General features: G+C 45.0%; 8 protein-coding genes and 1 pseudogene. 1 reads left to right on the plus strand and 8 read right to left on the minus strand.

Annotation, left to right across the window (positions count from 1 at the left end; genetic code table 11):
- Positions 1–296 precede the first annotated feature (296 nt).
- The 8 genes and pseudogenes from icmF to ACOZ9X_RS17795 form a co-directional block, all read right to left on the minus strand.
- Positions 297–3,560, minus strand: coding sequence for a fused isobutyryl-CoA mutase/GTPase IcmF (gene icmF / locus ACOZ9X_RS17760; RefSeq protein WP_423419393.1), 3,264 nt, complete (start codon positions 3,558–3,560; stop codon positions 297–299).
- Positions 3,561–3,575: 15 nt separating this feature from the next.
- Complete coding sequence (locus ACOZ9X_RS17765; protein WP_144696859.1) at positions 3,576–4,199, minus strand: TetR/AcrR family transcriptional regulator; 624 nt, start codon at positions 4,197–4,199, stop codon at positions 3,576–3,578.
- A 10-nt stretch (positions 4,200–4,209) separates the two neighbouring features.
- Positions 4,210–5,166 carry a methylmalonyl Co-A mutase-associated GTPase MeaB gene (meaB, locus tag ACOZ9X_RS17770; protein ID WP_423419349.1) on the minus strand — a complete coding sequence of 319 codons (957 nt, stop codon included), beginning with the start codon at positions 5,164–5,166 and terminating at the stop codon, positions 4,210–4,212.
- A gap of 357 nt (positions 5,167–5,523) precedes the next feature.
- Entirely contained in the window at positions 5,524–6,666 is a 1,143-nt protein-coding gene (locus tag ACOZ9X_RS17775; RefSeq protein WP_423419350.1) for an acyl-CoA dehydrogenase, read from the minus strand.
- A gap of 15 nt (positions 6,667–6,681) precedes the next feature.
- The gene (locus tag ACOZ9X_RS17780) at positions 6,682–7,821 is read right to left on the minus strand and encodes an acyl-CoA dehydrogenase (RefSeq protein ID WP_423419351.1); all 1,140 of its coding nucleotides are present in this window, start codon (positions 7,819–7,821) and stop codon (positions 6,682–6,684) included.
- 180 nt (positions 7,822–8,001) lie between these two features.
- Entirely contained in the window at positions 8,002–8,856 is an 855-nt protein-coding gene (locus ACOZ9X_RS17785; protein ID WP_144696853.1) for a 3-hydroxybutyryl-CoA dehydrogenase, read from the minus strand.
- A 15-nt stretch (positions 8,857–8,871) separates the two neighbouring features.
- Positions 8,872–10,056: pseudogene (locus ACOZ9X_RS17790) on the minus strand (acetyl-CoA C-acetyltransferase).
- A 155-nt stretch (positions 10,057–10,211) separates the two neighbouring features.
- Complete coding sequence (locus tag ACOZ9X_RS17795) at positions 10,212–12,344, minus strand: (Fe-S)-binding protein (protein WP_423419352.1); 2,133 nt, start codon at positions 12,342–12,344, stop codon at positions 10,212–10,214.
- A 203-nt stretch (positions 12,345–12,547) separates the two neighbouring features.
- Between ACOZ9X_RS17795 and cls the strand changes: the two genes are divergently transcribed.
- Complete coding sequence (gene cls, locus ACOZ9X_RS17800) at positions 12,548–13,732, plus strand: cardiolipin synthase (RefSeq protein ID WP_423419353.1); 1,185 nt, start codon at positions 12,548–12,550, stop codon at positions 13,730–13,732.
- Positions 13,733–13,788: the final 56 nt, after the last annotated feature.

Below are 13,788 nucleotides of genomic sequence, written 5' to 3' on the forward strand. Positions count from 1 at the left end.
CGAGACTCCTGCAGGATGAGTGGGACTTTTTGAAAAGCGAAGCGGCTCGTACAGCCCCGACAAGCAAAAGGTGAATGGGCTAAGAAGGCGCTCTTTGCCTTCATGACCATTTAACTTTTGACCTCGAGGGGCTAGCCGCTGCAGCTAGACAGGTGAGACCATTCAATGACGCAAAGCGGCGAATGGGCTCACCGCACACCCTGCGGAAAGCGAGTCCTGCAGCGGAAATTAACTCTCTTAAAACTCTCGCAAAGAAAAGAGAACCGCTCAAACTGGCGGCTCTCTTCCCTCTTACACTACATGTTCCTTCTATACTTCCCGCCTACTTCATAGAGCGCGCTCGTGATCTGACCGAGACTTGCAAATTTTACGGTATGCATGAGCTCATCGAAAATGTTTCCGCCGGATAGCGCAACATTTTTTAGACGTTTAAGAGCTTCACCCGCTTGGTCTTTGCTAGACTCTTGGAACGCGTTTAGATTTTGAATCTGCTGTTCTTTTTCGTCCTTCGTCGCACGTGCGAGCTGCATGTTGAACTCTTCTTCTGACGGTGGATTCGGGTTCAAATATGTGTTCACTCCGATGATTGGAAGCGATCCGTCATGCTTTTTCATTTCATAATACATCGATTCTTCTTGAATCTTTCCGCGCTGATACTGTGTTTCCATCGCACCAAGCACGCCGCCTCTTGTGTTCATGCGCTCGAACTCTTGAAGAACCATCTCTTCTACTAAATCGGTTAATTCTTCGATAATGAATGAACCTTGAAGCGAGTTCTCATTACGAGCCAAACCAAGCTCTTTTGTAATGATCATCTGAATCGCCATCGCGCGGCGAACAGATTCTTCTGTAGGCGTTGTGATCGCTTCGTCATACGAGTTCGTGTGAAGCGAGTTACAGTTATCATAAAGTGCCATCAACGCTTGAAGCGTCGTTCGGATATCGTTAAAATCAATCTCTTGTGCGTGAAGTGAACGTCCAGATGTTTGAATGTGGTACTTCAGCTTCTGGCTTCGCTCGTTCGCTTTGTATTTATCTCTCATAACCGTTGCCCAGATTCGGCGAGCGACACGACCGATTACGCTATATTCTGGATCAAGTCCGTTTGAGAAGAAGAACGATAAGTTTGGCGCGAATGCGTTAATATCCATTCCACGGCTCAAGTAATATTCCACATACGTGAACCCGTTCGCGAGTGTAAACGCGAGCTGTGTGATCGGGTTCGCACCAGCTTCTGCGATATGGTAGCCAGAGATCGAAACTGAATAATAGTTACGAACTTGATGATCAATAAAGTACTGCTGAATATCTCCCATCATACGAAGCGCGAATTCCGTAGAGAAGATACATGTGTTCTGACCTTGATCTTCTTTTAAGATGTCTGCTTGAACCGTTCCACGAACAGAGGCAAGCGTCTTAGCCTTAATCTCATCATACTCTGTTTCATTCGGCTGTCTGCCGTTCGTATCCGCAAAGATCTTCACTTGCTGATCGATCGCCGTGTTCATGAACATTGCGAGAATGATCGGTGCTGGACCGTTGATCGTCATCGAAACAGATGTAGAAGGAGCGATCAAATCAAAGCCGTCATACAGCTTTTTCATGTCGTTTAGCGTACAGATGCTCACACCGCTCTCCCCAACTTTTCCGTAGATGTCCGGTCGATGATTCGGGTCTTCTCCGTAAAGAGTTACCGAGTCAAACGCTGTACTCAAGCGCTTCGCATCGTCATCTTTTGATAGATAGTGGAATCGGCGGTTCGTACGTTCAGGTGTTCCTTCTCCAGCGAACTGACGCTTCGGATCTTCACCTTTACGTTTAAAAGGAAACACACCCGCTGTGTACGGGAACGAACCTGGCACATTTTCTTTCATGATCCACTTTACGATGTCCCCCCAGTCTTCAAACTTCGGAAGAGCAACCTTTGGAATATCAAGACCAGAAAGACTTTTCGTCGTCAGCTCGGTCACGATTTCTTTATCACGAATCTTCGTTACGAATTCTTTTTTGCTGTACATTTCTTTTAGCTCTGGCCACTGTTTCAGCATTTTTGAAGTGGTCGGTAAAAGTTTTTCTTCTACTTTTTCAAGCGCTTTGTTTAAACTCGCCTCTACTTCTTCACCAGCAGCATCGTACTCTCTTACTGTTTCAAGCGTTCCTTGAATCTGGAACGACTTGCGAGCTAGTTTCGCCTGCTCATCTACTGTTTCATGGTATTTACGAACCGTTTGTGCGATCTCGTTCAAGTACTGTGCACGTTCACCTGGAATAATAACGTTCTTTTTCGCGGTCATTGCCTCCGCTGCAGGCTGAATTCCCCAATCCATACCTGACTTCTCTTCGATCACTTTCATCAAATGATAAAAAAGCACGTTCGTACCCGCATCGTTAAACTGGCTCGCGATCGTTCCGTAAACAGGCATCTCATCTAAGTCTCTATCAAACCAGTTGCGAGAACGCTGATATTGCTTCTTCACATCACGAAGCGCGTCTTCAGAGCCTTTGCGCTCGAACTTGTTGATCGCGATAATATCTGCATAATCGATCATGTCGATCTTCTCTAATTGCGATGGTGCACCAAACTCACTCGTCATCACGTATAGAGAAGCATCAGAGATCTCTGAAATGCCAGCATCACCTTGGCCGATTCCGCTCGTCTCAACAATGATCAGATCAAATCCAGCTGCTTTCGTTACTGCGATCGCATCTTTGATCGCATCAGACAGCTCAGAACGTGAACCACGTGTAGCAAGTGAACGCATGTAAACACGCGGATGATAGATCGCGTTCATACGGATTCTGTCACCTAAAAGCGCTCCGCCTGTCTTTTGTTTTGTCGGATCGATCGAGATGATCGCGATCGTCTTGTCTTCACATTCGTTTAAGAAGCGTCGAACAAGCTCATCGGTTAATGAACTTTTTCCCGCTCCGCCTGTTCCTGTGATTCCAAGAACCGGCACTTGTTTTTGCAGACTTTTCAATTCGTTTAACGTCTGTTCAGCCGTTACTGCGATCTCTTTTGGTGCTTGCTTCACGTTTTCAGCTAGTGTGATCAAACGCGAAACAGAGCGAACGTCTTTCTCTTTCACTTTTTCGATCTCGTCTGTTAAAGAAGTAACCGTCGGAAAATCACACTCTTCTACCATCTTATTGATCATGCCTTGAAGTCCTAGCAATCTTCCATCTTCCGGTGAAAAGATGCGTGTGACGCCATAAGCATGCAGCTCTTTGATCTCAGGTGGGATAATAACGCCCCCGCCTCCGCCAAAGACTTTGATATGTCCTGCACCGCGTTCTTTTAATAGATCGATCATGTATTTAAAATACTCCACATGCCCGCCTTGATAAGAAGAGATCGCGATTCCTTGAACGTCCTCTTGAATGGCTGCACTCACCACTTCATCTACAGAACGGTTGTGTCCAAGGTGGATGACCTCACAGCCGTTCGACTGAATAATTCTTCGCATGATGTTAATCGACGCATCGTGACCATCAAAAAGACTGGAAGCGGTTACAAATCGAACCGGATTCTTCGGCCTGTAAATATCGGTCTGAGTCATTTCATTCATCCTTTCTTATGCTCCTTTAATGCCGTACAACAATTGCTGAAGCTGTAACTGTGTATATTCTTCTAGTGTATAGATCTTCTGCAGCGCCCAGCGTCTGAACGTCCACATCTGTCCGAGGATCACAATATTGTGAGCCGCTGCCGGAATCTCATTTTCACTTAAATGCAGTTCACCTTGTTTTACTACTTTAAAAAGCAGTTCTTCAAAGATTGCCGTCATCTCCAGCTCTTTTTTGAGTACATACGGAAGAGCTTCATGAGAGAGCGACTTTGCTTCTTGATACATGACGAGCACTTCATCCTGCATATCGTCCATCACTTTAAAATAAGCCGCGATCGCACGCTCGACACCTTGAATACCGCTGTCTTCTCCATTGATATCCTGCTGCAGCCTCAGTTTTACCCCGTCATAGATGCTGTCACAGACGAGATAGAGAATATCTTCTTTTGACCGGATATATTCGTAGAGTGTGCCGATGCTGAAACCAGAAGCTTTTGCGATCTCACGGGTTGTCGTGCGGTGGAAACCGTTCTCTTTAAATAGAGAGACCGCCGCTTTTACCATCTCTTCCCGTCGTCTCTGAATCAGTTTTTCGTCTTTTACGAGCGACGGCACTTCTTTCTTACCCAATTGGCCTCCCTCATTTCTGTTTCCCGTCAGCCGGCTGCAATCGTTTTAATAGAATCTCTTCTGCAGCTGTATAAGGGTCTGTCGTACCTGTTTCTAAGTCGGCCAGCCAGGAGAACCCATTTTTCTGTTCTTGTTTCCACACTTGCTGATAGATTTCATGCTGAACCACTTCCATCACCTCACGCTTCAGGTTTGAAAGCTTTCTTTCCTTACCTTCACCGCTCTTCTCTAAATATTCACGGTGCGTTAGAAGAGATTCCCATAATTCGTGTAAACCTTTATTTTCAGTAGAAACCGTCTGAACCACTGGCGGGCGGTAAGGACTATCGTGCTTCACAAGGTCAAGCATCGCTTCAATCTCAGCAAGAAGCTTCGGAACGCCTGGCATATCCGCTTTGTTCACAACGAACAGATCCGCGATCTCCATGATTCCCGCTTTAAACACTTGCACAACATCTCCGCTGCCCGGGTTTAATACAACCGCAACCGAATCTGCTAGCTTCATAATGTCGAGTTCTGATTGTCCGACTCCTACTGTCTCTATTAAAATCACATCAAAACCATAAGCATCCATCAACCGCACCGTTTCTTTCGTTGACCGGGAAAGACCGCCAAGACTGCCGCGTGTCCCCATGCTTCTGATGAAAACGCCAGGGTCTGTAAAATGGTCAGCCATCCGAACGCGGTCCCCAAGGATAGAGCCGCCGCTGAACGGACTCGTTGGATCAACCGCAACAACGGCAACAGTCATCTTCTTTTTACGCAAAAAAGAGATGAGACGATTGACGAGCGAGCTTTTCCCAGCACCAGGTGAACCGGTGATGCCGATCCAATGAGCGCCTTTTTGCTGAGGGTAGATGCTCTTTAAAAGCTCGAGTTTGTCTTCACCGTTGTTCTCGGCAAGCGTGATCGCTTTCGCGAGAGCACGTTCCTCTCTTTGCTGGATGCGCTGTGCTAATGGATGCATGGTTTCCTCCTAAAAATTTCAGTAACTGTTATTTATAAAGGTTAATCTCTAAAAGATTTGTGCCTTGGATTTTGCTGCATTGAAAAGTGGATTGGAGCGTAAGGTGCGAGACTCCTGCGGGACTGGCGGTCAGTCCGAAAAGTGGAAGTGGCTTGTTCAGCCCCGACAAGCAAAAGGTGAATGGGCCAGGAAGGCGCACTATGCCTTCTTGACCATTTAACTTTTGACCTCTAGGGGCTAGCCACTGCAACTAGGCGGGTGAGACACTTAATGGCGCAAAGCGGCAAGTGGCTCACCGCCTGCCCCGCGGAAAGCGAGCAACCTGGAGCGCAGATCAACCTCTCATAAACCCACAAATTAATCTTTCAAAAGCATCTTAGAAATAACGAGACGCTGAATTTCTTGTGTACCTTCGTAGATCTGCGTAATTTTCGCATCACGCATGTAACGTTCTACTGGATATTCTTTCGTGTAGCCGTATCCGCCGAATACTTGAACTGCGTCTGTTGTCACTTCCATCGCAATGTCTCCAGCAAATAGCTTCGACATTGCGGATTCTTTACCGTATGGAAGACCTTCAGATTCTCTCCAAGCTGCTTGGTATGTTAATAGGCGAGCCGCTTCCACTTTTGTAGCCATATCTGCAAGTTTGAACCCGATACCTTGGTTCACACCGATCGGCTTACCGAACTGTTTACGGTCTTTTGCGTAATTTACAGAAGCATCGAGTGCACCTTGCGCGATCCCTACTGCTTGAGCTGCTATTCCGTTACGGCCTCCATCAAGCGTCATCATCGCAATCTTAAAGCCTTCTCCTTCTTTACCTAGCAGGTTTTCAGCTGGCACACGGCAATCTTCAAAAATGATCTCTAACGTTGGTGATGAACGGATCCCGAGTTTCTTTTCTTTTTTACCGAAAGAAAAGCCTGGTGTTCCTTTTTCTACGATGAACGCCGAAACTCCTCTTGATCCCGCTTCGATATCTGTGCGCGCGAACACAACATAGATTTCAGCGTCTCCAGCGTTCGTGATGAAGATCTTTGAGCCGTTGATGATATAGTTATCGCCGTCTTTTTTCGCTGTTGTTTTCATGTTTCCTGCATCTGATCCTGATCCTGGTTCAGTTAAGCCATATGCACCGATTTTTTTACCTTCTGCCATCGGACGAAGGAACTTTTGCTTTTGCTCTTCGTTACCAAACTTAAAGATCGGCCAACCTGCAAGAGAGGTGTGAGCAGATAGCGTTACACCCACTGACGCACAAACACGGGATAGTTCTTCAACTGCGATCACATAACCTAGGTAGTCTCCACCGATTCCGCCGTACTCTTCTGGCCAAGGAATTCCGCAAAGGCCAAGCTCACCCATCTGATCAAAGATAGCTCGGTCAAAACGCTCCTCTTCGTCACGTTCTGCTGCTGTTGGTTCTACTTCATTCTTGGCAAAATCACGCACCATCTTGCGGATCATTTCATGTTCTTCAGATAACATAAATTGCATTTCTATCTCTCCCTCTTATCCTAGTAAATGTTTACTTAACACCATACGCTGAATCTCGCTTGTTCCCTCGTAGATCTGACACACCTTTGCGTCACGGAACAATCTTTCTACCGGATACTCTTTCGTGTAGCCGTATCCTCCGTACACTTGCACAGCTTCGATCGCTGACTTCATCGCGGTTTCCGAAGCAAACAGCTTTGCCATCGAAGCTTCTTTTCCGCATGATGAGTTGTTTGTTTTCAGATCAGCTGCACGATAGGTTAAAAGTTTTGCCGCTTCAACCGCAGTCGCCATGTCCGCAAGCTTAAAGCCAAGCCCTTGATTCGAACCGATCGGCTTACCGAACTGTACTCTTTCTTTTGCATAGTTCGTTGCGAATTCTAATGCCGCCTCTGCGATACCCAGAGATTGAGCAGCGATTCCGATCCTGCCCACATCGAGGTTGCTCATCGCGATCTTAAAGCCTTCGCCTTCTTTACCAAGCAGATTTTCAGCAGGTACACGCGCATCTTCGAAAACGATCTCGCACGTGTTCGATCCGTTCAACCCCATTTTTTTCTCTTTTTTTCCTACTGAAAAACCTGGTGTATCTTTATCTACGATGAAGGCCGAGATCCCGTAGCTTCCTTTATCAGGTGCTGTTGAAGCAAAAACGATGTACACATCCGCTTCTCCTGCGTTTGTGATAAAAATCTTAGAGCCGTTCAAGATGTAATGATCGCCCTTTTTAACCGCTCTCGTCTTTAAGCTTGCTGCATCAGAACCTGAACTAGGCTCTGTTAATCCGAACGCACCAAGGTACTCTCCACTCGCTAACTTAGGAATGTATTTTCTCTTTTGTTCTTCATTCCCAAAATAAAGAATCGGATTCGTTCCAACACTTGTATGAACGGATAAAATAACACCGATCGTCGCGCTCACTTTTGAAAGCTCATTGATCGCGATAATGTAGGATGTAAAATCCATCCCTGCTCCGCCATACTCTTCTGGAATCGGAATTCCCATCAGTCCGAGCTCTGCCATCTTCTTGATCAGATGACGCGGAAACTCTTCTGTCTCTTCCATATGCTCGATGGCCGGTGCTATCTCTTTCTGCGCAAAATCCCGTACCATCTTTTGCATCATCTTTTGTTCTTCAGTAAATACGAGGTTCATGGTCTCTCCCCATTCCTATAATGAAATGCCGACTCTTGTAGGCTCTCTCCGTGTTTATCTCTATAGTTCTTTCTTTGCTAGCTGTTTCTCTGTCTGTTTTCCTGTTTGTTTTTATTTGATCTATTTTTAGTTGTGTCTCTTCCACAAAGACAAAAATGGAATTTTTGTCTTTGTGTGGGGTCAGACCCCGTAGTTGTAGAAGCCTCTGCCTGACTTCTTGCCGAGCCAGCCGGCTTTTACGTACTTTCTTAACAGCGGACACGGACGGTACTTGTCGTCTCCGAAACCTTCATGCAGCGTCTCCATGATGTAGAGGCACGTGTCGAGACCGATAAAGTCTGCTAGCGTTAACGGTCCCATCGGATGGTTCATTCCGAGTTTCATAATCTCATCGACTGCTTCAGGTGTTGCCACTCCTTCATACACCGAGAAGATCGCTTCGTTGATCATCGGCATAAGGATACGGTTAGAGATGAACCCTGGGAAATCGTTCACTTCTACAGGAACTTTCTGCAGCTTCTTAGATACCGATTCGATCGTCTCGTAAACGTCATCCGCTGTTTGAAGTCCACGGATGATCTCTACGAGTTTCATAACAGGTACTGGGTTCATGAAATGCATCCCGATTACCTTTTCAGGTCGGTTTGTTGCAGCCGCGATCTCTGTAATTGGAAGTGAAGATGTGTTCGACGCTAAGATCGTATGAGCTGGCGCGTATTGATCGAGCATCTTAAAGAGCTGTGTTTTTACGTCCATGTTTTCTACGACCGCTTCAATCACAAGATCTGCGTTTGAAGCGTTCTCTAGAGAAACAGATGCGGTGATACGGGACAGAATGGATTCTTTCTCGCTTTCATCCAGACGTCCTTTTTCCACGGAGCGGTTTAAGTTTTTAGAGATGATTCCGATTCCTTTTTGAACGAACTCTTCTTGCATGTCATGCAGAACAACGGAATAGCCCGCTTGCGCACAAACTTGCGCGATTCCTGAACCCATCTGTCCTGCACCGATCACCATAATGTTTTGAATGCTCATGAATATTGCTCCTCCTTATTTCTTCACTTCTACTAAGATCGCGTCACCTTGACCGCCGCCTGAACAGATCGAAGCGATGCCAAGTCAGCCTCCGCGTCTTTTCAACTCGTGGATCAATGTTAATACGATGCGCGTGCCGCTTGCCCCAATCGGGTGACCTAACGCGACTGCTCCACCGTTCACGTTCACTTTTTCAAGATCTAGTCCCGCAAGCTCAGAGCTTGCTAACGCAACAGCTGCGAATGCTTCGTTTATTTCAAAAAGATCAATTTCTTCTAATGATTTCCCTGTTTTCTTCAACAGCTCATTGATGACAAGACCTGGCGTTTTCGGAAAATCCTTTGCTTCAACAGCAAGTGCCGTGTGACCTAGAATCGTAGCCATCACTTCTTTGCCTTCTTTTTCAGCCCGCTCTTCACTCATCACGACTACTGCCGCTGCACCATCGTTCACGCCTGGCGCATTTCCTGCTGTAATCGTTCCATCTTGTGAAAAAACAGGTCTTAATTTTGCAAGAGATTCAACAGACGTATCTTTACGCGGTGACTCATCTTGGGACACAACAACCGGCTCGCCTTTACGTTGAGGTACTTCCACAGGAACGATTTCTTCTGCAAAAATTCCTTTTTCAATCGATTCGATAGCACGGCTATGACTGCGGTACGCCCACTCGTCTTGACGCTCACGTGAGATCTCCATCTCTTTCGCTACGTCATTTCCGTAGATTCCCATGTGAACCCCTGTAAACGTACACGTTAGTCCATCGTGGACCATGAGATCTTTCACTGAACTATCTCCCATACGAAGTCCCCAGCGTGCTTTCGGTAAAATGTAAGGTGCGTTGCTCATCGATTCCATTCCACCTGCTACGATGACTTCTTCGTCACCCGCACGGATGATCTGATCTGCCATCGTGATCGCACGAAGACCTGACGCACATACTTTGTTGATTGTTTCTGTTTTTGTCTTCCAAGGTAATCCTGCTTTTTCTGCCGCTTGACGAGAAGGAATCTGGCCTTGCCCGCCTTGAAGAACACAGCCTAAAATGACTTCATCCACTGAGTCTGGAGCAACATTTGCTCGTTGAAGCGCTTCTTTAATCGCGATTCCGCCTAGATCTGACGCTGTAAGAGAACTTAATCCGCCACCAAATTTTCCTACAGGTGTCCGTACACCACTGACGATTACTGATTTTGTCATATGAAAAACCTCCCGATTCGTATGGTAGAGCTGCGAAAAATATGTTAACGCTTACAAATATGTTTAAAGACGAGCCGAGCGAACGCTCAGTCGACCAACTTCCAAGCATGAAGCTGCCAGCTCAAATGCAGGCAGCTTATTTACATGCTCAAAAACTACTGAAGAACTTCTTGTTTCTGTGAGCCAAACATTGATTTTTCTAGGATTTCAACAACATCTAGTGTTTGAACTTGCTCTTCTACTTCTTTCGCTTTCGTTCCGTCACTTAACATCGTTAAGCAATACGGACATCCGCTTCCGATCATGGTTGGATTTACAGCAAGAGCTTGTTCTGTTCGCGCAACGTTCACACGAGAACCAGCTTTTTCTTCCATCCACATCATTCCGCCACCCGCTCCACAGCACATTCCGTTCTGACGGTTGCGATCCATCTCAACGACCTTCACACCTGGAATTGCTTTTAAGATATCACGTGGTGGTTCATATACTTCGTTATAGCGACCAAGGTAACAAGAATCGTGATACGTGATCGTTTCATTCACCTCATACTTCGGCTTGATTCTTCCTTCTTTGATCCAGTCAGCTAAAAGCTCTGTATGGTGATACACTTCTGCTTTTAGACCAAACTCAGGATATTCATTCTTGAACGTGTTATAAGCATGCGGATCGATCGTGATGATCTTCTTAACATCATGCTTTTCGAATAACTCGATGTTCGCGTTCGCCATCTCTTGGAATAAAAACTCGTTTCCAAGACGACGAGGCGTATCACCAGAGTTCTTTTCTTTGTTTCCTAAGATCGCAAACGTGATTCCTGCTTCGTTCATGATCTTCGCTAAAGAAAGTGCGATCTTCTGTGAACGGTTATCATAAGCACCCATCGAACTTACCCAGAACAGGTACTCGAACTCTTCACCCGCTTTTTCTTTTTCTTTTACAGTAGGTACCACGATATCTTCTTTCAGCTCACGCCAGTTCTCGCGTTCCTTTTTCGAGATTCCCCAAGGGTTACCTTGTTTCTCGATATTTTTGATCGCACGCTGCGCTTCTGCATCCATCTTACCTTCCGTAAGAACAAGATAGCGGCGCATGTCGATGATCTTATCTACGTGTTCGTTCATAACCGGACACTGATCTTCACAGTTACGGCAAGTTGTACAAGCCCAGATCTCTTCTTCAGTCATAACTTCACCGATCATCTCAACATCATAAGCAAGTGCAGAAGATCCGTCTGTTGTTGCCGCTGTTTCTTCAGCACCTTTTCCTCTCGCTTCAAAAGCAATCTGGTTGCCTGTTGTATTCGAGAAAGCGAACGCTGGCATCCAAGGCGTGCGTGAGGTTACCGCTGCCCCTTTTACCGTTAGATGGTCACGCAGTTTAACGATCATATCCATCGGTGATAGCATCTTACCAGTGCCTGTTGCCGGACAAACATTCGTACAACGCCCACACTCTACACAAGCGTAGAGATCAACAAGCTGCTTTTGATTGAAGTCTTCAATTTTATTCACACCGAAAACTTCTTGTGTCTCGTCTTCAAAATTGATCGACGAAAGCTTTCCTACTTTATCTTTGCGGCCAAGCCAAACGTTTAGTGGACCGGCGATCAAGTGAGCATGCTTGGATTGCGGAACATACACTAAGAACGTTAATAAGAATAATAAGTGAATCCACCATGAGATAAAGAATACAACTGCAGCACCTGTTTTCCCTAAGAAACCAAGAGCCATTGCAATTACGGACGCGATAGGTGCCGTCCACTCGTAAGGCAGATCATGCCAGATAATCTCTGCTCCGTTCCCAACTAATACGGAAAGCATCAAGCCACCGATAAACAGAAGAACCAATCCAGATTTAAATCCACGCTTTAGTCGAACAAGCTTTTCAACATACCTTCTATAAAAAGCCCACACGACAGCGATCATGATCATCGTCGTTACGATTTCTTGGAAAAACGTGAATCCTGGATAAAGCGGACCTAAAGGCAGATGCGATCCAGGCGCAAGTCCCTTCCATATAAAATCGATCGCTCCAAACTGAACGAGAATGAATCCATAAAAGAACATGATATGGATAATTCCACTCTTCTTGTCTTTCAACAACTTCTTTTGACCAAATACATTCACTAAAACTGCTTTAATTCGTTCTTGAACCGTATGATCAAACTCTACTTTTTTACCGAGCTTGATGAATTCAAACCTTGTTTTTACAACATAAGCAAATAAAAACAGTGCGTAAGCGGTTACAAAAAGAAATGAAAGCCAGTTTGCTACCATTAAGCCGTCCATCGCTCTCTCTCCCTTCCAATGCTGCTATTCCCTAATTCTTTCTCTTTTAATAATTCTAAATGAAATTAATTTTCTGACTTCATTATAGCATAAAAAATAAATGAATGAGCATTCAGTCAACATCCGTTCAAAAAAATTTTTTAGTGGTTTCATATGGTGGGGGTATACTAAATAAAAGTTTGATTTAAGAGGAGGAGAAGAACATGTGGATCGTTTTAATGATGATAGCCATTGGATTTTTGGCTTGGATCGACTTTTATTTAGGACATAAACAAACGACCGCAAAAGAAGAACCTCCTGTAAACACAACAGGCAATATGCATCTTTTAACGACGGGTTCTCATTTTTTTGACTCACTGTTTCAAGACATAGATCAAGCGAACAAATCGATCTACATACAGTTTTACATATTACGAGATGACGAACTCGGACAAGAGCTATGTAAGAAGTTGATCTCTAAAGCACATCAAGGCTTAGAAGTTAGACTGCTGCTTGATTACATGGGGAGTTACGGATTGAAAAAAAAGACGGTTAACAGTCTCAAAAATGCTGGCGTTCATTTTGAATACAGCAACAAGCCACAATTTCCGTATCTCTTATACCGCATCAATCACCGAAATCATCGAAAAATCACGATCATCGACTCAAAGATCGGTTACTTGGGCGGATATAACGTAGGAAATGAATATATTGGCAGAGTCACACGGTTTGGAGATTGGCGTGACTATCATTTAAAATTAGAAGGTAACGTTGTGATCGAATTGCAGCGTCTGTTTATCGACGATTGGAACGGTTCAACAAATGAAAAGATGACGCAAAACGTTTCAACTTTTATAAAGGAAGAAGGAGCAAAAGAGTTATTGCTTCTCCCTTCAAAAGGACAGGCTGGCTATCACTATTTTTATGAAAAAATAAAACGTGCGAAAAAAAGCATTTTTATAGGTTCGCCTTACTTTATTCCGGGTAAAAAGATGAACAGGGAGCTCTCATCAGCACTAAATCGCGGGGTGAACGTGAAGCTGCTCGTTCCAATGAACCCCGATCATCCTTTTGTTCAAGAAGCTTCTTATCGTTTTGTTAAACCGATCTTAGAAGCTGGTGCAGAAATCTATCAGTTTCACGAAGGATTTTATCATTCCAAGATTGTTATGTTCGATGATACGATCTGCGATATTGGTACCGCTAACTTCGATCTTCGCAGCTTTTTTTATAACGACGAGATCAATTGTATTTTTAATGACAAAGCCGAAATTCAAGCCGTCAAAAAAGTGATCGAATCCGATATCGAGCGTTCCGAAAAGCTGACACTTGAGAGGCTTCAAAAGACTCGGACGCTCAAAGTGCGGCTAAAAGAAGTGATTGGGTTTGTACTTTCGCCTTTTTTATAAAGCTAAAACTTTATTGCTCTTGGGAGTGGTTGATTTCCGTTCCAGGCTGCTCGCTT

The organism is Fictibacillus nanhaiensis, from assembly GCF_049537595.1.
Taxonomy (GTDB): domain Bacteria; phylum Bacillota; class Bacilli; order Bacillales; family Fictibacillaceae; genus Fictibacillus; species Fictibacillus nanhaiensis_F.

Coding starts and splice junctions, on each gene's coding strand:
- icmF (WP_423419393.1), bottom strand. CDS start 3,560: ATGACTCAGACCGATATTTACAGGCCGAAGAATCCGGTTCGATTTGTA.
- meaB (WP_423419349.1), bottom strand. CDS start 5,166: ATGCATCCATTAGCACAGCGCATCCAGCAAAGAGAGGAACGTGCTCTC.
- ACOZ9X_RS17775 (WP_423419350.1), bottom strand. CDS start 6,666: ATGCAATTTATGTTATCTGAAGAACATGAAATGATCCGCAAGATGGTG.
- ACOZ9X_RS17780 (WP_423419351.1), bottom strand. CDS start 7,821: ATGAACCTCGTATTTACTGAAGAACAAAAGATGATGCAAAAGATGGTA.
- ACOZ9X_RS17785 (WP_144696853.1), bottom strand. CDS start 8,856: ATGAGCATTCAAAACATTATGGTGATCGGTGCAGGACAGATGGGTTCA.
- ACOZ9X_RS17795 (WP_423419352.1), bottom strand. CDS start 12,344: ATGGACGGCTTAATGGTAGCAAACTGGCTTTCATTTCTTTTTGTAACC.
- cls (WP_423419353.1), top strand. CDS start 12,548: ATGTGGATCGTTTTAATGATGATAGCCATTGGATTTTTGGCTTGGATC.